At 66.8% G+C, this 18,127-nt stretch carries 23 protein-coding genes; 13 read left to right on the top strand and 10 right to left on the bottom strand.

Annotation, left to right across the window (positions count from 1 at the left end):
- Positions 1-7 precede the first annotated feature (7 nt).
- From P0D62_RS19185 to P0D62_RS12585, 3 genes are read left to right on the top strand one after another with little or no spacing between them, the layout of a single operon-like run.
- On the top strand, positions 8-238 hold the full coding sequence (locus P0D62_RS19185) for a helix-turn-helix domain-containing protein (protein WP_313420503.1): 231 nt from the start codon (positions 8-10) through the stop codon (positions 236-238).
- Positions 239-286: 48 nt separating this feature from the next.
- On the top strand, positions 287-1,801 hold the full coding sequence (locus P0D62_RS12590) for a hypothetical protein (protein WP_144317179.1): 1,515 nt from the start codon (positions 287-289) through the stop codon (positions 1,799-1,801).
- Positions 1,798-2,691: a DNA adenine methylase gene (locus tag P0D62_RS12585; protein ID WP_144317178.1), complete on the top strand. Its 894-nt coding sequence runs from the start codon at positions 1,798-1,800 to the stop codon at positions 2,689-2,691. The genes P0D62_RS12590 and P0D62_RS12585 overlap by 4 nt, the downstream gene beginning before the upstream one ends.
- Positions 2,692-2,739: 48 nt before the next feature.
- On the opposite strand, the gene P0D62_RS12580 is transcribed toward P0D62_RS12585, so the two are convergent.
- Together P0D62_RS12580 and P0D62_RS12575 are read right to left on the bottom strand one after the other, a co-directional pair.
- On the bottom strand, positions 2,740-3,990 hold the full coding sequence (locus P0D62_RS12580; RefSeq protein WP_144317177.1) for an AlbA family DNA-binding domain-containing protein: 1,251 nt from the start codon (positions 3,988-3,990) through the stop codon (positions 2,740-2,742).
- Positions 3,991-4,047: 57 nt separating this feature from the next.
- Positions 4,048-5,043 carry a DNA-processing protein DprA gene (locus P0D62_RS12575; protein ID WP_144317176.1) on the bottom strand — a complete coding sequence of 332 codons (996 nt, stop codon included), beginning with the start codon at positions 5,041-5,043 and terminating at the stop codon, positions 4,048-4,050.
- Positions 5,044-5,245: 202 nt separating this feature from the next.
- Here P0D62_RS12575 and P0D62_RS12570 point away from each other — a divergent pair, with 202 nt between their 5' ends.
- Positions 5,246-6,004 carry a recombinase family protein gene (locus P0D62_RS12570; RefSeq protein WP_275702903.1) on the top strand — a complete coding sequence of 253 codons (759 nt, stop codon included), beginning with the start codon at positions 5,246-5,248 and terminating at the stop codon, positions 6,002-6,004.
- Here P0D62_RS12570 and P0D62_RS12565 read toward each other — a convergent pair.
- Entirely contained in the window at positions 5,994-6,257 is a 264-nt protein-coding gene (locus P0D62_RS12565; protein WP_275702902.1) for a hypothetical protein, read from the bottom strand. The two genes, P0D62_RS12570 and P0D62_RS12565, sit on opposite strands and share 11 nt — an antisense overlap.
- 327 nt (positions 6,258-6,584) lie before the next feature.
- On the opposite strand from P0D62_RS12565, the gene P0D62_RS12560 reads away from it, so the two are divergent.
- From P0D62_RS12560 to P0D62_RS12550, 3 genes are all read left to right on the top strand, one after another.
- Positions 6,585-8,543 carry a S16 family serine protease gene (locus tag P0D62_RS12560; protein WP_275702901.1) on the top strand — a complete coding sequence of 653 codons (1,959 nt, stop codon included), beginning with the start codon at positions 6,585-6,587 and terminating at the stop codon, positions 8,541-8,543.
- A 123-nt stretch (positions 8,544-8,666) separates the two neighbouring features.
- Complete coding sequence (locus P0D62_RS12555; RefSeq protein WP_275702900.1) at positions 8,667-11,186, top strand: NB-ARC domain-containing protein; 2,520 nt, start codon at positions 8,667-8,669, stop codon at positions 11,184-11,186.
- 69 nt (positions 11,187-11,255) lie between these two features.
- Positions 11,256-11,897 carry a histidine phosphatase family protein gene (locus tag P0D62_RS12550; protein WP_275702899.1) on the top strand — a complete coding sequence of 214 codons (642 nt, stop codon included), beginning with the start codon at positions 11,256-11,258 and terminating at the stop codon, positions 11,895-11,897.
- 99 nt (positions 11,898-11,996) lie between these two features.
- On the opposite strand, the gene P0D62_RS12545 is transcribed toward P0D62_RS12550, so the two are convergent.
- From P0D62_RS12545 to rpsN, 3 genes are all read right to left on the bottom strand, one after another.
- On the bottom strand, positions 11,997-12,419 hold the full coding sequence (locus tag P0D62_RS12545) for an NUDIX hydrolase (RefSeq protein WP_275702898.1): 423 nt from the start codon (positions 12,417-12,419) through the stop codon (positions 11,997-11,999).
- 76 nt (positions 12,420-12,495) lie between these two features.
- Complete coding sequence (locus P0D62_RS12540; protein ID WP_275702897.1) at positions 12,496-13,638, bottom strand: AAA family ATPase; 1,143 nt, start codon at positions 13,636-13,638, stop codon at positions 12,496-12,498.
- Positions 13,639-13,746: 108 nt separating this feature from the next.
- Entirely contained in the window at positions 13,747-14,052 is a 306-nt protein-coding gene (rpsN, locus tag P0D62_RS12535; RefSeq protein WP_275702896.1) for a 30S ribosomal protein S14, read from the bottom strand.
- Positions 14,053-14,221: 169 nt separating this feature from the next.
- Here rpsN and rpmF point away from each other — a divergent pair, with 169 nt between their 5' ends.
- The 4 genes from rpmF (at position 14,222) to P0D62_RS12515 (ending at position 15,342) form a co-directional block, all read left to right on the top strand.
- The gene (rpmF, locus tag P0D62_RS12530) at positions 14,222-14,398 is read left to right on the top strand and encodes a 50S ribosomal protein L32 (RefSeq protein ID WP_275702895.1); all 177 of its coding nucleotides are present in this window, start codon (positions 14,222-14,224) and stop codon (positions 14,396-14,398) included.
- Between the two features lie 5 nt (positions 14,399-14,403).
- A complete protein-coding gene (locus P0D62_RS12525) occupies positions 14,404-14,688 on the top strand; it encodes an HU family DNA-binding protein (RefSeq protein ID WP_455153236.1) in 285 nt (94 codons plus the stop codon).
- Between the two features lie 157 nt (positions 14,689-14,845).
- On the top strand, positions 14,846-15,190 hold the full coding sequence (locus P0D62_RS12520; RefSeq protein WP_275702894.1) for an ArsR/SmtB family transcription factor: 345 nt from the start codon (positions 14,846-14,848) through the stop codon (positions 15,188-15,190).
- Positions 15,187-15,342, top strand: a complete 156-nt coding sequence (locus tag P0D62_RS12515) for a zinc transporter permease (RefSeq protein ID WP_275702893.1) — start codon at positions 15,187-15,189, stop codon at positions 15,340-15,342. Before P0D62_RS12520 ends, P0D62_RS12515 begins: the two co-directional genes overlap by 4 nt.
- A gap of 97 nt (positions 15,343-15,439) precedes the next feature.
- Here P0D62_RS12515 and P0D62_RS12510 read toward each other — a convergent pair whose 3' ends face one another.
- Genes P0D62_RS12510 through P0D62_RS12495 form a run of 4 tightly spaced genes read right to left on the bottom strand, consistent with a single transcriptional unit; the run spans position 15,440 to position 17,666 of the window.
- Positions 15,440-16,162, bottom strand: a complete 723-nt coding sequence (locus tag P0D62_RS12510; RefSeq protein WP_275702892.1) for a class I SAM-dependent methyltransferase — start codon at positions 16,160-16,162, stop codon at positions 15,440-15,442.
- Complete coding sequence (locus P0D62_RS12505; RefSeq protein ID WP_275702891.1) at positions 16,159-17,268, bottom strand: CobW family GTP-binding protein; 1,110 nt, start codon at positions 17,266-17,268, stop codon at positions 16,159-16,161. The genes P0D62_RS12510 and P0D62_RS12505 overlap by 4 nt, the downstream gene beginning before the upstream one ends.
- A 3-nt stretch (positions 17,269-17,271) precedes the next feature.
- Positions 17,272-17,394 carry a type B 50S ribosomal protein L36 gene (ykgO, locus tag P0D62_RS12500; protein ID WP_275702890.1) on the bottom strand — a complete coding sequence of 41 codons (123 nt, stop codon included), beginning with the start codon at positions 17,392-17,394 and terminating at the stop codon, positions 17,272-17,274.
- On the bottom strand, positions 17,391-17,666 hold the full coding sequence (locus P0D62_RS12495) for a type B 50S ribosomal protein L31 (protein WP_275702889.1): 276 nt from the start codon (positions 17,664-17,666) through the stop codon (positions 17,391-17,393). The genes ykgO and P0D62_RS12495 overlap by 4 nt, the downstream gene beginning before the upstream one ends.
- A 53-nt stretch (positions 17,667-17,719) precedes the next feature.
- Between P0D62_RS12495 and rpmB the strand changes: the two genes are divergently transcribed.
- Both rpmB and rpmG read left to right on the top strand, forming a co-directional pair.
- A complete protein-coding gene (rpmB, locus tag P0D62_RS12490) occupies positions 17,720-17,956 on the top strand; it encodes a 50S ribosomal protein L28 (RefSeq protein ID WP_275702888.1) in 237 nt (78 codons plus the stop codon).
- Positions 17,956-18,126: a 50S ribosomal protein L33 gene (gene rpmG / locus P0D62_RS12485; protein WP_275702887.1), complete on the top strand. Its 171-nt coding sequence runs from the start codon at positions 17,956-17,958 to the stop codon at positions 18,124-18,126. The genes rpmB and rpmG overlap by 1 nt, the downstream gene beginning before the upstream one ends.
- The last annotated feature ends 1 nt before the right edge of the window (position 18,127 follow it).

Raw genomic sequence — 18,127 nt, 5'->3', positions numbered from 1 at the left:
CGTGAAGATGTGTCCCGTACAAGGAGGCTACGAGAAGATGCCGGAAGATAACGAGGTTCTGACCGCTGATGAAGCGGCAGCGCTCTTGCGTGTCTCCACCAAGACAGTGCTCTCACTCGCCCGCGCGGGGTCGCTGCCCGGAGAGAAGGTGGGACGCGCTTGGCGCTTCGTGAGGAGCGATGTCCTTGCGTACGTCCGCGGTTCACTGCCGCAGGCAGGAGCAGAGCACAATGAGTGAGGTCGTGACGGCACTGTCCGAGATGAACAGTGTCCTAGGCGGTGACAAATGCTAGATACTTCGAACTGGCCCGAAGTTGAGCTTGACGTCCTGAAAGAAATCCAACTCGATCCAAAAAACGTTCGCCTTGAAGTGGCCGACGCGAAGGTCGAGGCCGACATCATTGAAGACCTGTTCGTCAACGAAGATGCGTTAGCGCTTGTCGAGGGCATCTGCAAGGTCGGCTATCTGACACACGAGACGCCGGTCGTCCTAAAGCGACGCGGTAAGTATGTGATGGTTGAGGGGAACCGCAGGCTCGCTGCACTCAAAGCCATCCAGAACCCGATGTTGGTCCCCGACTATCAGGCGCGAGTCGCGTCGCTGGCGGCCCTTCTGCCAGACCGCTCTGCGCTCGCGAAGGTCCGGGTCATGGTTGCACCGAACCAGACCGAAGCGGATCAGTTGATCGCGGCTATCCACACCGGGAACCTGCGGCGGGCCTGGAGTCCCAGCAGGCAGGCGGCGTTCTTCCAGGCGCAGATCGACGCGGGGAGGAAGCTCCGTGAACTTCTGACTAGGTATCCCACGATCGACGTTCGCAAATTCGTCTTTCGAGCGCACATCATCAATCTCTTCAAGTCCGTGCATTACGACGAGGCCGAGCTTCAAGACTTCCTTGCAACAAAGAAGTGGGCCAGGGGCCTATCGACGCTGGCGCGCATCTACGAGTCGAAAGAGTTCCTTGACCTGACGGGGCTTACGATGGATTCAGACGGCAACGTCACGAAGACGCTCTCGGACGAAGTCTTCAAAGATGTTGCTACGGCAATCGTTCGCGGGATGTACGACGAGAACATCAACACGCGCAGCCTGAACTCGGTCTCAAGTCCTCGCTACACGCAGCTGATGAAGGAACTGCGTCAGATCGTTGCTGACGCGGGAGAAGCAGCTCCGCCTAACCCCACAACCCCAACTACAGGGACGACTCCCGACGGAGGGAACAACCCACCGCCCGGTGGCCCCGGCGCTAAGCCGACTCCGCCCACGGGGGCACCTGGTCTCGGAGAACCTCCGAGCGCTGCGCCTGGCACCGCGGAGCCGAAGCCTCCGAGGAAGCGTCCAGCCAAGAAGAAGCTCAGGAACCTCGACCTCGGGCAGATCAAGGCTCCCGCGAGTTACCCCGAAGGGTTGAAACTGCTGCTCGGCGAACTGTCTGAGGTCGACGTGCAAAAGTTCCCTAACGCCACCTTCCTAATGATCCGGGCCGTACTGGAAAAGTCGATCAAGGCGTATGCGGAGGCAAAGTCGATCGACATCAAGGGCTCCGGGAACAACCAGAACGGCCGTGTCCAACTTGGCCACGCCCTGAACTGGCTCTTGGAACACGTCAAGGCGAACGGCCCGAAGCACCTGATCCAGGTCATCGAGGGCGTCAGGACAGGGAAGCTCGTTACGTACACGAACTCAGGCGACTCGCTCAATGCGATCAACCACAACCACCACTTCCTAGTCGATCCCGACCAAACGTTCTCAATGTGGGCCTCCATCGACTCGATCATGAGATACGTGATGAAGCCATGAGCACGAGCGCCATCGGGGTGTCCACACGACGCCCGCGAATCTCACCGCTCCGGTACCCGGGCGGAAAGTCTGCCTTGTACTCGCGCCTGCGCAAGATGATCCGCGATATGGACCTCGCAGGCTGCACCTACGTCGAGCCGTATGCGGGCGGAGTCGGCGCCGGTCTCAGTCTCCTGGTAACGGGGCAAGTCGAGCGCGTCGTCATCAACGACCTCGACCCGGCTATCCACGCATTCTGGACTACGGTTCAGTCCGAGCCCGGATGGCTGATCGAGCGAATCCACAAGGCCAAGCTTGACGTCACCGAGTGGCGGCGGCAGCGCGAAATCTATGTTGCCGCCGACACCAGCGATCTGTCACAGCTCGGATTTGCCACCTTCTATCTCAATCGCACGAACAGGTCCGGGGTGCTCAACGGCGGCCCGATCGGCGGGCTAGACCAAACGGGTAATTACAAGATCGACGCCCGCTTCAACCGGGACGGCCTTGCTGAACGTATCCGAATACTGTCGCTCTATGCAGACAACATCGTCCCGACGTCGCGCGATGGTATTGAGGTCATCGCTGAGTACGCTCCCAAGGACGATGTCTTCATCTACGCCGACCCGCCCTACTTCGAGAAGGCCGGTTCGTTGTACCTCAACGCCTTCTCTGCAACCGACCACGAAGACCTTGCGCGGGTCCTCAACTCCGTCGCAGACAGGCCGTGGATTCTTACCTATGACAACGCTCCACAGGTGGCGGAGCTCTACGCGGCGCGTCGGCGTCGAGAGTTTGAGCTCCACTACTCAGCGCATCGCGTCGGCAAAGCCACTGAGGTCGCCGTGCTCTCTGAATCCGTTCCGGAGATCGGACAGGGCTGGCCGCTCACGCCGACAACGTTGACGTAGCCAGCTCCTACGGGACGAGGGCCGCCCACCGCAGAGGAGGCGGAAGAACTATGCCTCCTCGCGCTCGGGCGGACGGATCAGCCGCACGTTTGATACGCCGCCTTGGTTGACGCAATCCTGAGCGAGGTCGTGAACACGCCAGTAGAAGTCAAGGTCGGCAGCCGCCGCGTTCACGGTGCTCTCGACAGGCATGTAGCGGTGCAACGGTGTGGAGACACCACCGTAGGAGTGGCCGAAGTTATCCACCGTGAGGATCGTCAGGGCCTCTGATCCGGTCCACTCGATCCCGACGCGCACGTCGTACTCGTCGTTGCCCGTCGCGTCGGCGGTCGTCCGGATGAGAGCCATCAGGCCTGCGACGCCGCACTCGACCGCGTCCGACTGGACCTGCGATCCCTCGAAGTACCCGTCGCTACTCATGCGGTGGCCGCCGATTGCGGCTGCGAGCGTGACTGATCCGTCGTGGTGGAGACTTGCCCATGCTTCCTTCCACTGTGATCTGTCGCCCGTTGCGGTGTTGACGGCGACCCAGCGCCGCGATCCCGGTCGTGGGTTGTGCCGGTCGACGTTTTCCAGCGGGTGCACACCTCCACGTCCGGCGTAGAACAGGGCGAGGCCTTCGGCCTTGGTCAGTACGTCGCGCGCTCCGTCGCGCGTCAGGCGGTTGTGGAGGCGAGGGACGCGCGGGTGGGCGACAGCGATCAGCCAGGCGCGTTCGCTCGTGGCGCGGCCGCCCGCGGTCTCGGCATACAGGTTGTCGAGCGCTTCGCTGGCGTGGCGGCGTTCATCGAAGCGTGCTCGGTACATCGCCTCGATCTGTCGTTCCTTCATCCATACGGTGTCGGAGTCGTTGCGCACCGGAGCGCCGAAGTAGTCGTTGCGGTAGATCAGGTGTGGCCCGTCAACGCTTGCCGGCACTTCCACGACGACAGCGCGGGCACCCTCCGTTCCGAGGCGGTGCACGTTGAGGCCGAAGACGGGCGGGGAGATAGCGGTGATCGCTGCGGAGCGCAGGGATCGCTCGTACGCTTCATCGAACTCTCCGACGTCGACTCGCTCTGTCGCGGCCTTCTGCGACTCGCGTACTCCGAACACGATGACGCCGCCGCCGCTGTTCGCCATCGCTGCAACGTCCTTGGGGAAGTCTGTTTGCGGTAGTCCCTTCGCCGGGGGCAGCTCTGACTTCCAGTCCAGGTCGGTCGTCTCCATGACTCCGCTGCTCACCGCCGCATCCAGCAGTTCGTCCGTCAGAGGTCCAGGAGCGACCCCGAGGGCGCGATGCAGAGCGGTGAAGATCATGACCCCCAGCGTAGGGATCACCTGCGACAACTGGCGGTGACGCCGACCAGTGGCTGCCTACAGCGCGCGCCCCTCCCGATGAGCGGACGGGGTGATGCCCGACTCACGCGCGAATGCCTGCCCGCCGCCACCTGCGGGCGAGTCGAGGAGGGCCGTGACGTCTGTGGCGTCGGTGATGAGGGACGCGATGCCTTCGCGCAGGAGCCGGTGCGTGCCGGAGCTGGCGGCACTGGTTACCGGGCCGGGCACGGCGCCGACCGGGCGTCCGAGCTGCGTAGCGCGGGCGGCGACGTTGAGGGAGCTGGAGCGATAGCCGGCCTCCACGACGACGGTTGCACCGGAGAGGGCACCGAGGATGCGATTGCGGGCGAGGAAACGCCACTTGGTCGGCGCGGAGCCGGGCGGCATCTCACTGGCGAGCAGGCCGAGGTCTCCGACTCGTGCCAGCAGCTCACGATTGCCGGATGGGTAGAGGCGATCCAAGCCGCCGACCATGACGGCGAGGGTCTGCCCGCCTGTGGCGAGTGCGGCTCGGTGTGCGGCGGCGTCGATGCCGTAGGCGCCGCCGGCCACGATGATCCGCTCAGCATGGGTCAGATTGGAGGCGAGTTCGCCCGTGACGTGCTCGCCGTAACTAGTGGCGGCGCGGGCTCCGGTGATCGTGACGCGATCGTTCAGCGGCGCGGTGAGGTAGGAGACAGCGCCTCGCAGCCATAGAGCGGTGGGGGCGCGGTTGCCCAGATCGTTGAGGGCGGTCGGCCACTCATCGTCGCTGGGGATGAGGATGCGCAGCCCGAGGCGGTCAGTCTCCGCGAGTGCCTGCGTGACCGTGCGGGCATCCATTCGCGGGGCGACCTTGTTGCGCCACAGCCTGGCCTCGACCGCATCGACGTTCTTCGGGAGTGCGCCGGCACCGGCTGCCAGGCGCACGGTCTCGACCGCGCCGACCGCGGCGAGGAGCCTGCCGGTCACGGCGTCGTCGGGCTCCAAGGTCGATGCCAGGGCGACCCGTGCGGAGCGTTCGTCCTTGGCGAGAGAAGTGATCGTGACCATGCCCGGCTCCCATCCGTGTGTGCCAGACAGGTGCGCGAGCGCCGCCCGAATCCCCGGGCGCACCTCTTACGAATGTCGCCGGAGCGTCGTACTCTGGAGGGGAGGCAGATTCCTCCTTGATGTGGCGTCCCTCGCGGACAGGCCCTCGGGCCACTCTCTACGCACTGTCTCGTCACCTGACCGTGCCACGAGAGGAAACGCCATGATCCGACTGCTCTGGGCGCTCAGCGCCCACGCCCGCTACTACCTGCGGCGTTACATGCCCACCAACATCGCGCTCGACGCGATCCGCACCCGCCGCGGCCTGAAGTGGGGCATCCTCGCGATGCTCCTCGCGGTCCCGTACTTCCTCGCAGCGAACTACTGCATCACGCTGATCGAGGGCGGCGGCCCGGGCTGGCTGAACCTCCTCGTGCTCCTGTTCTGCTGGAATGCGCTCAAGTTCCTCATCATGGGCCTGGTCAGTGTCATCTTGCTCGTCCGCGCCCGCGTCCAGGAGGCCGTCGAGCGTCGCCGCCCGCCGCATGAACGAGGCACAGTCCCTCAAGTACCCGATGGCGAGTGTGGCGTGATGGGCGCCGTGATCTACACCCGCAGCGCACGCCCGAACTGGGCAACCCACGCTCACCAGCGGGCCGCCTGCCAATGCCTGGCCGCCGAGCTCGGCTACGAGGTCAGCGGCGAGTTCCACGACAACGGCCGGACACGACCCGCGCTCGACCAGGCCCTCGCCACCATCCGCGACGGGCAGGCATCGGCGCTCATCGTCGCGGACCTCTACCGACTCAGCCGACCGTCTACCGAGTTCGCCCGCATCATCGAGGCGCTGGACGAGGCCGACGTGCCCCTCTACGTCGTCGGGCAAGGCCGCGTGAGCCTTCCCGCGACTCCCGAGCTCGGCATCATGCTGGCGATCGCCGAGTACGAGGCCAAGCACTCCGAGGAGGACTTCACTCTGTAACCGCCACCCGACGTCCCCGAGGGCGGATGGTCGCACCTGCTGCGGCCACCGCCCTCTTCACTGCCCCCTGACTCACCCCGAAATGCAGACCAACCTCCATCAAGGTCATCCCGCCCTCGTAGAGCCTCACAGCCTCGCACGTGTGCTCCTCAGCCAGCCCTCGCACGCGCATCGGGACGGAACGGCGGACGAGGTGCGCGGCCACCGTTCGGTGGTAGACGCCGAACCGCTCACCGAGCTGCGCTAGCGTCATGCCCTGCTCGTACAGCGCCACCAGCTCATCAACCTCGGCGGCGCTCAGAGAGGTTTGAGTCTTCCCAACTGACCGCACCACACGACCCCGCGAGTCGGTCACCGAGGGTTCGGATGGCCGTTCGCTACGCTCGTAGGCACCCCGAGACAGGCGAGAAGCCACGGTTTTCAGGGCCGGGCCAGGGTTCTCAAACTCTCTACGGAGGTGCACCGACGTCTACCAGCGTGTTCGGGATTGTTCGGGTTAGGCCCGGGGCGTTCCGTGTTTTGGACGGAGCGCCTGAAGCTATGGGGAAACGCCATCCGTCGAACGCCTCAGGGGGACACCATGGCTTGGACTCATTGTCGCATCGTGGTCGCCACCGTGGCGGCCGTCGTTGGTGTGGGCCTGGTGGCCTGCTCCGCGACTCCCGGCCCCGAGACGCCTTCTCCGACGGTGAGCTCGTCGCCGTCGACGGCCGCTCCCAAGGCCACGGATCTCAGCATCACGTGGCTGGCGGTCGCGGGATCGGAGGGCTCGACGGGCACCACCGTGATCAGCAGGAAGGAGCCCGCCGAGAAGGGCGACTTCAGGGTGGAGTTCTCCGAGAACGAGGTGGGAGGCATCGGTTCTCAGTCGCAGGCAGGGGCCTGGAACGCGGCGATCATTTCCACCCTGCTGCTGGGACAGCCCCTGGAAGGCGAGTTCCGGTTCGAGACGGACGGGCGGATCGACGGTCCCAGCGCCGGCGCGCTCACCACGGCCGGGCTCATCGCGGTGGCTCGCGGCGACGAGTTCCTGGACAACGTGACAATGACCGGCACGATCAACGCGACGGGCACCATCGGACCGGTTGGGGGGATTCCGGAGAAGGTCGGCGCGGCCGCTGACGCCGGCATCACGAAGGTCCTGATCCCGCTGGGTCAGCGGATGACACCCGATCACAAGGGCAAGCTGGTCGACGTCATCAAGGCGGGGGAGCGCGACGGCGTCGAGGTGGTCGAGGTGGGCGACATCTACGAGGCCTACGGCCTGCTGACGGGCGTCAACATCGATCTGCCCGGAGTCTCGCGGGATCCGCGGCTCGACTCAGCGTCTTACGACAAGGTCAAGCCGCAGGCCGATATCGCGATGGCTCGCTACTCGTCGGCGAAGAAGGACTTCGACCGACTCCCCGACGAGATCCAGCAGGTCTTCATCGAGGCCGGCCTGATCGACCTCGTGAAGGACTACGCGAACAAGGCCGAGGATCTCCAGCGCCAGGGGCTCCAGGCCGGCGCCTACAACCTTGCCAGCCAGGCGGCGAGCGCCCTCGAGGCGGTCGTGGCAACGGGCGAGCTCACGGTGCCGCTCTACACCAAGGGCCTGGCGGGGCTCGACGTGCTGTTCGAACAGGCCCTCGACTCGTCGACGGCGGAGCGGGAGTTCTTCGCGTTCCTCGACCGGCTCTCCACCTACTCGCCGAAGAACGTCGCGGACGCCGAGGGGCTCATCAACGCGTATTCCGGCGCGTTCGATGCCTACTCTCTCGTGCTCTTCTCGCAGACCAGCATCGAGACCATCCAGGCGCGCTACGAGGCCGACGACTACTCCTCCTTGGATGAGTTCTTCAGCGCGCTGGTGACGCCGGTGCTCTGGTCTCAGCTGGCGCGCTCGCAGCTGACGTCGACCTCCGCCGTCTTCGAAGCCGGACGCGACAACCCCGGCGCCGCCTTCTCGGATGAGATCGATCTCGAGCAGGTGGGACACTTCTTCCGGCGCGGCGCTGACGCCAACCTCACCGCTTTCACAGAGAACGTGGTGGCGCCGCTCGCCGACTCGCGTGGGGTCTCGACCGAACAGATGCTCGCGGCGCTGTCGAACGTCGACATCTCCATCGCCGCCGCCGTGACGCAGCAGCAGGTGCAGCCCGGGATCGCCGACTACATCGGCGAGGGCAAGCCCAACGCGGCCTATGCGACGCTCGGCTATGGCCTCATGAACTACGTGCGAAACCAGTCGCTGGTGGACAAGTACTACAACAACGCGGTGCTCGACGAGAACCTCGCCGTCGTCGACGTAGAGTACGACGCCGTCCTCGGGCATGCGCTCGACCTGGGCAAGCAGCAGGTGGCCGCGGAGATCGGCCGGCTGCGCGAAGGAGGCACTGAGCCGGTGCTGAGCGTCGCCGGATACGAGGTGGCCGGGCTGCTGCGCGGCGGCGATGTGCTCGAGCAGTTCCAGGCCGTGACCCAGTACAACTCGGTGTTCCTCATCACCCGTACCATGAGCTACCTGTCCGGCGATCCGGGAGGCACGATCGAGTGAGGGATTCCGCCAGCAGGTGCCATCTGCTGGCGGGATTTCTTGGAGGTGCCCCATTGATCAGCGCTTTCCTAGGTTCTCGATCGTCCGTCCGGATAGCGTGGGGAGAAGGATCTTGGAGGTCAGGTGAGTGATGTGTGGAGGCCGTGGGTGCCGCCGACGAGCCTCGACGAACTGGTCGCCCGGCTGCGTGCGCGCCGCGTGGAGGCGGGGTCTCCCTCGTACGCAGATCTGGCGCTGCGCATCGCGGAGGCGAGGGTGGCCCGCGGCGTCGCGCGTTCCCGGTTGCCGGGGCGGGTCACCGTCTACGACTGTTTCCGTGACGGCCGACGGCGCATCGACGCCGAACTGCTGCTCGATATCGTGCGTGTCCTGGGCGCCGATGACGACGAAGTCTCCGTCTGGCGGCAATGGTGCGGCGCGCTTCCCCATCAGTCGCAGTCGGATGCCGTCGTGTCGTCGCGTCTGGGCGTGCCGATGGAGTCGTCCAGTTTCATCGGCCGCGACCGGGAGGTCGCGCTGGCGAGCAGGGCGGGTCGGATCCTCATCACCGGAATGGGCGGGGCGGGCAAGACCCGGCTCGCGGGGGAGGCACTGCGTCGGCTGCGGGCCGCCGGGCGCCTGAACGATGTGCTGACGATCGACGTGCGGGGCACTGAGACCGACCGGCCTGCCCGCGTCACCGCCGTGCTGGACGCGATCGAACGGGCGCTCGAACTGGTGAGCCCCGGCGACTCGCTTCACGATCGGGTCGTGGCCATCGCTGGCTGCCTTGCGACGCGACGAGTCGGGCTGCTCCTCGACGACGTCGCGGCCGCCGATCAGGCCCGCGATCTCCTCAGATGGTGCCGCAGCACGCCGATGATCCTGACCAGCCGGATGACGTTCGACCTGCCTTCTTACGTCAAGGTGATCGACCTGTCCCCGTGGAGCGCCAAGGAGGGGCTCGAGCTGCTGAGCGACCGGATCGGTCCCGCGCGCGTGATGGCGGAGCCCGACGCTGCGGCGGAGATCGTCGAACTCACCGGCGGTCTGCCCCTGGCGGCCGACCTCGTCGCCGCCAGGATCGCCGAACGGCCGTCGTGGACGCTGTCCGACCACGCCGCGGCGATGCGACGACGCAGCGAGGCCGCGCAGCTGGATCAGGCCATTCAGTCCGCGATCGCCGGGTCGTACCAGGCCCTCTCGGAGGGGGAACGCCAAGCGTTGCGCCTGCTGGCGACGCAGCCTTGCGAGGATCTGTCGGCCAGGCAGTTCGCCGCGCTGTTGGGTGCGTCGCCGGATGCGTCGGAGGTGATCGCCGAAGGGCTGGTTCGTGCGCACTGCGCGCAGCTTCCCGCCGAGGGCCGCATCGGATTGCACGACCTCATCAGGGCCTTCGCCGCGGCCAGGTCCTGGGATGAGGATGCGCAGAGCACCCGCGATGCGGCGCTGTGCCGGCTCGGCGAGGATCTTCTGGAGGGTGCGTGGACGGCGGCCGAGTCGCTGTATGCCGGGTCGGTGGCGCGGTCGCGGATGCCGGGTCGTATCGTCGCCGAGATCCCCGGTCGAGAGGCGAGCATGTGGCTGCGCAGCGAACTCGGCCGCATCGTCGCCGTCTCGAGGGCGCTCGCACCCTGGCATCCCGCCGGCGTCGTCGACCTCGTCGAGGCGGTCGGCAGGTTCGTCTACGAGCAGACGCCGCTCGCCTTCGCCCGGGACTTCTTCCAGGAGGCCATCGACGCGGCGAACCGATTGGGCGACTCCGCGGCGGCAGCCGTGACGCACTCATTCTTCACGCAGGTGCTGGTCGCGGCAGGCGACCCGGGAGCGCTGGACGAACTGCGGATCGTGCGCCGGCACGCGAAGGAGGCCGGCATCGCGCGGATCGACCTGGCGGCCATGAACAGTATCGGGATCGTGCACGGCCGCGCCGGCGAACTCGTCGAGGCGAGAGACGTCTTCCTCGAGGTGGCGCGCGCCACCGACGGGGTGCCAGGCGGCGATATGGTGCGAGCGGTGGTGCGGGACAACGCTGCCATCGCTATGCACCGTTTGGGCGATCACGCGGGATCGGCGGAGGAGCATCGCGCCCTGATCCGCGAGGCCTGGGCGTCCGAGGGCGTGCCCGTGCCGGTGATCGCCCTGGCACATGCGAACCTCGCCGAGCCGCTGTTCGCGCTCGGAGACATCGACGGCGCGGAGACGGCGGCAAGGGAAGCGCTCGCCTTGGCGGAGGGACGCAGCGCGCGCATCTCGCTGCAGGCGTTGGTGGCGCTCGCCTTGGCCCGGCTCGCTCGGGGCGACGCGGCGGGGGCGCTCCCGGGTCTTCGTCGCGTCCAGGAGCAGAAGGATCAGATCTCCGATCCCAGCCAGCGGGCGAACCTGCACATTGCGCTCGGCGACGTGCTCGTCGCGGTTGGTGAAGAGGCCGAGGCCGTGGAGCATTGGGAGCGGGCGCTCGGCGTCGCGTCGCGGGCATCGTTCACCTACGAGATGGCTCGGGCGACGCTGCGGCTCGCCCGCCGGGCCGCGCGCGACGACGCCCGCCGCGCCCGTCGACTCTACGACGAGGCGGTCACCCTGTTCGCCCAGTCGGGAGGCGCCGAGCCGGACGCTGCGGTTGCAGAGAGTTCCCAGCTGCCGCGATCCCGGGCTCAGCGGTAGTGTCACGTTCGTGCGCCTCGGGAACACCGGTGGCGTGAGAGTCATTCGGCAAGGGCGGGGCATCGAGATATGGCACGGGAGATTCTGCTCGTCAGGCACGGTGAGGCGTACAACAGCGTCGAGCCTGATGGGTTGCGGGAGGTGAGCGACCGCTCCAACCCGCCGCTCACGCCGAGGGGTGAGGCGCAGGCAGAGGCGGTGGCTCGTCGGGTGGGGCAGTTCGCGCCTGACCGGGTGGTGGCCAGCCCGTTCCTGCGCACCTCGCAGACGGCGTTCGCGTATCTGGAGTTGGCTGATGCTCTGGGGGCCACCGACGTCCGGCTGTCGGAGCACTTCATGTTCCGGTCGCTGCTGGATTTCCCTGGCGTCGATCTGGAAGACCACCAGGCCCGCTTCGCAGACCGGCTGAGCGTGGCGCCCGAACTCACGACGCGAGATGCGTTTCCGGCCTTCCCCGAGTCCGACGCTTCCGTGCTGGCCCGTGCTTCCGACCTCGTCGACGAGTGGCTGGCTCGCGACGACTGGTCGCGCCTGGCGTTCTTCTGTCACTGGGCGACGGTGGTTGCGGTCACCCGGGCATTCCTGCCGGAGGCCGACTTCGAGCCGATGCACTGCTCCGTGACGCACCTCGTCGAGGAGGAAGATGGCTCCTGGCGGGCCATTGACATCAACGCGTCGGACCACCTGCCGGAGCAGCTCCGCACCCTCTAGGACATGCTGTTTTCGGGCCGAGTGGGACGGCATAGGGATGTCCGTCGGTGAGCAGACCTGGGCTCGCGGCGAGTCACATAGCCGATGATCCAGAGCCCACTAGATCCTTAATAGCTCCCTCGCGCCCTCCGGGTACAGGGGCCAGCCGTCGTCGATGGGGACCCAGCCGATGGGGCTGCCTTCGTCGAGAACCTTCAGTCGGGCGTCGAGGGGGATCGCGTCGATCTCGTCGGAACTGACGGCGAACACGTGGGAGATCTCGTGGCCGGGGTTGCCCTCGTATTCGAAGATGTTCTCGATCACGCCCAACAGTGTGACCTCGCCCAGGGACACGCCCAGTTCTTCCCTGAACTCGCGCCGCAGAGCGGCCTCCGCTGTTTCGCCGAACTCGATGCCGCCCCCGATCGCACGGTGGAAGACCTGGCCCTTCACGGGATCCTCCCCGTCCAGAACGAGGATGTGGCCGTCGCGGGTGGGGAGCCCGACTGCAATGTTGCGGATCGAGCGGTGGGGCGTGGGCATGCGTGAAGTCTAGATCCGGCCAGGCGATTGTCAGTACTCTTGGCGTCCGTGCGTCCGTGCGTCCGTGCGTCCGGGCTCAGCGGCGACCCCATTCCCACGTCGGGCGGCTGAGGAGGCCTTGGCCTTCGACGACCGTCTCGCCGGTGTCCTTCTGCAGCTCGACGACGGACAGGTCGGGTTCGAGCAGCAGGTCGGACAACTCCTCGACGAGGCGCTCGGAGTGGGTGACCACGACGATCTGTGTGTCGGCGCTGGCGTACGCGATCAGCCGGGCCAGCGGAGGAAGCAGGCTGGGATGCAGGCTGTTCTCGGGCTCGTTGATCGCCATCAACGGTGGGCGTACAGGGGCGAGTAGGGCCGCCAGCCACATCAGGTAACGCAGGGTGCCGTCGGAGAGTTCGGCTCCTCGCAGCGGGCGGAGCATCCCGGGCTGGGTGAGGCCGACATCGAATAACCCGCTCACAGCGTCGATAGCCAGGCGGCTTCCGGGGAAGGCGTCAGCGACGTACTCGTCGACGGGCTCTTTGCCGCGCTCGACGATGGTCTGCAAGGCGGCAGCAACGTCGCTGCCATCGCCGGCCATGGCCCAGGTGCGGGTGCCGACGTGCGGCTGCCGGGCGGGAGCCGCGGCGTCGGTGCGCAGCGCGTCGTAGAACCGCCAGGACGCGAGCTCGTCGCGGAGGGTGCGGGCGTCCGACAGTTCGCCCAGCATGGAGCGGTGGCTGGGAAGCTGGCTGCTCACCTCCTGCCAAGGACGACCGTCCTTGACTTCCAGCCTGGCCAGCCGACGGCGTGCCAGCAGCGTGTTGGCCCTCATGACGGGGCCGAGCCAGATGGCCTCGCGCTTGATCTCGGGATCGTGGTCGAAGGCCGATCTGCCCGGGATGGGGATGCCCAAGTCGATCAGGTAGGAATAGCCGTCGGCGCCGAAGCCGAGGCGCAACGAGATGGGGCCTTTTCGGACGGTGCCCTGCAGTATCCCCGTGCGGCGAGCCCCCACCAACGACTCCGGCCCGGCCCAGAGCACCGAGTCGAGGCCGCCTTCGCGGGCCAGTGACCCGATCGCGTCGCCCAGCGCGCAGCCGGCGAGCAGACGAAGGGCGCGATACAGGCTGGACTTGCCGGACCCGTTTGGCCCCGTGACGACGGTCACCCGCCCGAGCGGGATGGCCACGTCCCGCAGTGATCGGTACCCGGCGACGGCGATGGTGCGATACATGGCTCGCACTCTAGGAGGCGGGGCTGACAGTCTTGTCGCCCAGCGCCTCCGGTGCGCCTTACGACCGGATTTGGGCGAGGGAAGTCGTTGTAAGGCGCACGGGAACGATCACCAGCTCGACTTGGTGATGCCCGGCAGCTCGCCCTTGTGGGCGGCATTGCGGAAGTTGACCCTGGAGAGCCCCGCCTTGCCGAGGTAGCCCCGGGGGCGACCGTCCACCTGATCCCGGTTGCGCACCCGCACGGGTGACGAGTCGCGCGGCAGTTTGGCGAGCGCCCGCATCGCGGTCTCGCGCTCCTCCGGGCTGAGCGAGGCATCCTTCACTGCGGCGCGCAGCGCGTCGCGTCGCTCCCTGTACCGCTCGACGAGCGCCTTGCGCTTCTCGTTGGCGACGATCTTGGACTTCTTGGCCATCTGTGTGTTTCTCCCGTTGTGTCTCGGTGCAATCCGGCGATTGCGGATTGCACCGCCGATATGAATAGAATGAGAACCGTTATCGGTTAAGTGTGTCCAAGTGTCGTCTCCCGTGCAAGTCGTCGGTCTTGCCCTCGGAGTGCTGGTCACCTGGTGAAACGGAGAATCCATGGCTGTCCCCAAGCGGCGCATGTCGCGCAGCAACACGCGCCACCGGCGCTCGAACTGGAAGGCGACTCCCGTCGACCTCGTGCCAGTGCGGATCCAGGGTCAGGTCTATCGCGTTCCGCGCAAACTGGTCCGCGCCGCCCACGCCGGCTACCTCGACCTCAGTACCTTCCAATAAGGAGAATGAAGATGAACAAGCATGCGCTGGCTGAAGCCGTGGCCAACGACGCCGGGCTCGATCGAGCAACCGCCGAGAAGGCCGTCGTTGCGGTCGTCAGGGCTGTGACCTCCGCCCTTGCGGCGGGGGAGCGGGTCTCGATCCCTGGGTTCGGCACGTTTGAGACGCGTACCCGCGCCGCCCGGACCGGGCGCAATCCCCAGACGGGCGAGCCCATCGATATCCCCGCGGGTGTCACGCCCGCGTTCAAGCCATCCGCCGCGTTGAAGCAGGCTGTGGCTGGATCCTGAGGCGATATGAGTCGCTGGAGGGGTGAGCGGATTTCCGTTCACCCCTCCTTGTGTGTGCCGCGCGCCGGTATGTGGGGCGGATAAACTGAGGCGGTAGCCGTTCTCATTAAGAAATGGTTATATTGCAATCTATTTATATGTGTGATGGAATGAGGCCATGGAGATGGAGGCAGGCCTTGTCGAGGCAGCGCAGCTCTTCAAAGTGCTGGGCAATGAGTCTCGCCTGCTGCTTCTGAGGTTGATCGGCGAGCAATCGCGGACCGTGGGGGCCCTGGCGGAGGCGACGAACATGTCGCAGCCGCTGGTGTCGCAGCACCTGCGCACCTTGCGCGGGGCTGGCCTGGTCGCGGCGAATCGCCGCGGCAAGGAAGTGGTCTACGAGATCGCCGATCTGCACGTCTCCCATGTGGTCTCGGATGCGCTTGAGCACGTCCGGGAGCCTCGTTCGGCGTCGCTCGACGCCGAGCAGAATCTCACCCCGTCCCGGAAGGATGCATCATGAGCACCGACGTCCACGCCACCCATCACACCACCGCCGAGCACGCCCATGGCGACGACTGCGGCCACGAGGCCGTCGAGCACGGGGATCACGTCGATTACGTTCACGACGGCCACAAGCACGCCGTTCATGGGGATCACTACGACGAGCACTGACCTCATGCACTGACCTCGCGAGGTGACGAGGGGGCGAGCGCAACACCCGCTCGCCCCCTCGTCGTCTTTGTGTTCGCCCTGCGTGGCTCTCAGTTCTTCAGTGTCGCTGGAGCAGCCAGAACGGGGTCTGATCGAGCTGCGCGGCGCTGAAGCCGGCCTCCTTGGCCTCCCGGGCGAACAGCTCGGGGGCGGGATGGTGGTAGACGTGCTCCGTCGTGTCCTCGGTGAGCACCCGTTCGCCCTCGAGGGAGAGGTAGGTCATCCGCCAGCGCATCACCTCGGTGCTCACGGGCCAGGCCTCGGCGATCCCGCGGTAGGTGACGTCTCCGATGGTCGCCACCGTGAACTCGTAGGGCTCCACCCGCTGGGGGCGTTCGGGATGCTGCAGGTCGACGAGCACCGCCCCATGCGCGGGAAGGCGAGACGCCAACTCCGCGAGAACGGCGGCTCGCTCGCCCGCGTCGAAGTGCCCGATCACCCCCAGTGCGATCGCTCCGCCGATCCTGGCGGGCAGCGTCGCGTCGAAGAATGCCTCGGGTCGCACCGTCACCCGCGCGAACCACTCCGGGTGGGCGGCGATGCGCGCGAGAAGGAGCGCGCGCATCGCCGGGCTCGGTTCGAGTGCCAGTGCGCTCCCGGCGGGCAGCTCCGCCAGGATCCACTCGGTGAACGCGCCGGACCCCGCTCCGATGTCGAGGATCGGGCCCTCATCCGGGCGAAGGTGGGGGAGCAGGCGCCCGAGTGCGGCGTACTGTGCGTCGCGATAGGGGCGCGCGAACAGCTCGTAGGCGCTCGCGGTGGCGGCGTAGCGGTCGGTCACGACGCCTCCGTCATGCTGCCGCGGTGGATGGGCCCGAGCCAGGGCTCGAAGCCGTCCTCGAAGGCCTCCCAATAGGGGCCGTGCTCCTCCATCTCGGCGTCGGTGAGCAGGCAGGCCTCGAAGGCCGCGGCGAGCGCGTCGCGTCCGCCGTCCAGCCCGACGACGGTGATCCGGGTCAGGGGAGACTCGTCGCGACCCCAGTCCTCCTCGGTGCCGACGCTCAGCTGGCCGCCGGCGCCGTTCCAGATGCAGAGCTGGTGGGGGCGCGTCGGAAGCCAGAAGCATCCGCGGGAGCGTCGGGGACCGCCGCCGAGAACGGCGATGAACTCCATGAGCCGGTCGGGGTGGAACGGCCGGTCGGAGTGCACGTCGAGCACCCAGGCCTCGCCTTCGGGGGAGGGGAGTGGGCCGCGTCGTACCTCCGCGACCCACTCGTCGCTGGTCTCGCAGTGGTGAAGCCCGGTGGTCAGTTCGGCGCCGTCGAGCGCGCTCACCGAATCGAGGAGGCGGGCGCCCGGCCGCATCAGGGCGTTGATCAGGTCACGGCCGTCGGTCTCGATGTCCCCGGGGGTGAACACCACGTCGGCGTACTCGACCAACGCGCAGGCGGTCTCGGCCAGGCCTCGACGGTCGTCCTCGCGAACGGGCAGGTCCACCTCGCACAACAGCTCGTCGCCGAGCAGGTCGCCCTCGAGCGTGGTGTCGCTCAGTGCGGCGACCACCGCGCTGATTCGCACGTGCGGCACTCGTGCCGGATCCCATGCGGAGACGCGGCATACCTGGGCGGGGCTCGCCGTGGCGGGGAGCTGTGCGACGATCGCGTCCCATTGCCCGGACGAGGCGAGCCGTTCGAGGGTGGGGACGACGTCCTCGCGCAGCGCGCAGCTGGCGCACGCGTGATCGAGCTCCAGCTCTTCCTTCTCGATCAGGCCCGTCGCGTCGGAGACGGTGCGGGTGAGGGTGTCGCGGGTGGGGTCGAGGTCATGGCGCACGGCGACGGCCTTTGGCAGATCCCAGCCGAGGGCCATGGTGGCGATCGCCATGGTGTCGGCGTCGAAGCCGGCCACCAGGATCACGGGCACCTTGAGGGGCGAGACGTTATTCACCGATCACCCCTGACGGGCCTTCATGCGCGGGTTGCGCTTGTTGATCACGAAGACCCGGCCACGGCGCCGGACCACTTGGGCGCCCGGCTGCATCTTGAGTGCACGTAGCGAGTTGCGAACCTTCATCGGTTGTTCCTCCCCTCCGCGGTGGTGCGCGAGGACTGGCCGTAACGCCGCTGGAAGCGCTCGACGCGGCCCTCGCTGTCCAGCACGCGGCTGCGGCCGGTCCAGAAGGGATGGCTGGCGCTGGAGACCTGCACATCGATCAGCGGGAGGGTTTCGCCGTCGAACTCGATGGTCTCGGTGGCGGGTGCCGTGGAGCGGGTGCGGAAGACCAGGTCGGCGGACTTGTCCCGGAAGACCACGTCCCGGTACGGGGGTTCAATGGTGTGTTTCATAGTTCCTGCTAGAATAATCGATAATGATTCTCGATACTAGCATGAGGAGCGACATGGCACGCAGATGTCAGGTCACCGGGGCTGAACCCCAATTCGGAAACAACGTCTCGCATTCGCAGCGGCGCACCCGTCGTCGGTGGAACGTGAACGTGCAGTCCAAGCGGTACTGGGTGCCGACGCTGGGCCGCTTTGTGACGCTCACGGTGAGTCCGCGCGGCATTCGGACCATCGATCGCCGGGGCATCGACGCGGTCGTCGCCGATCTCCGTGCCCAGGGGGTGCGGCTCTGATGGCGAAGAAGGGAAAGGACGTCCGAGGGATCATCAAGCTGCGCTCGACGGCCGGCACCGGCTACACCTATGTCACGCGCAAGAATCGTCGCAATGATCCCGACCGGATGAGCCTGCGCAAGTACGACCCCGTGATCCGCCAGCACGTGGAGTTCAAGGAGTCGCGTTGAC

The sequence above is a fragment of the Tessaracoccus caeni genome (genome assembly GCF_029211185.1).
Lineage (GTDB): Bacteria > Actinomycetota > Actinomycetes > Propionibacteriales > Propionibacteriaceae > Arachnia > Arachnia caeni.
This window is presented reverse-complemented; position numbering and strand designations above follow the sequence as displayed.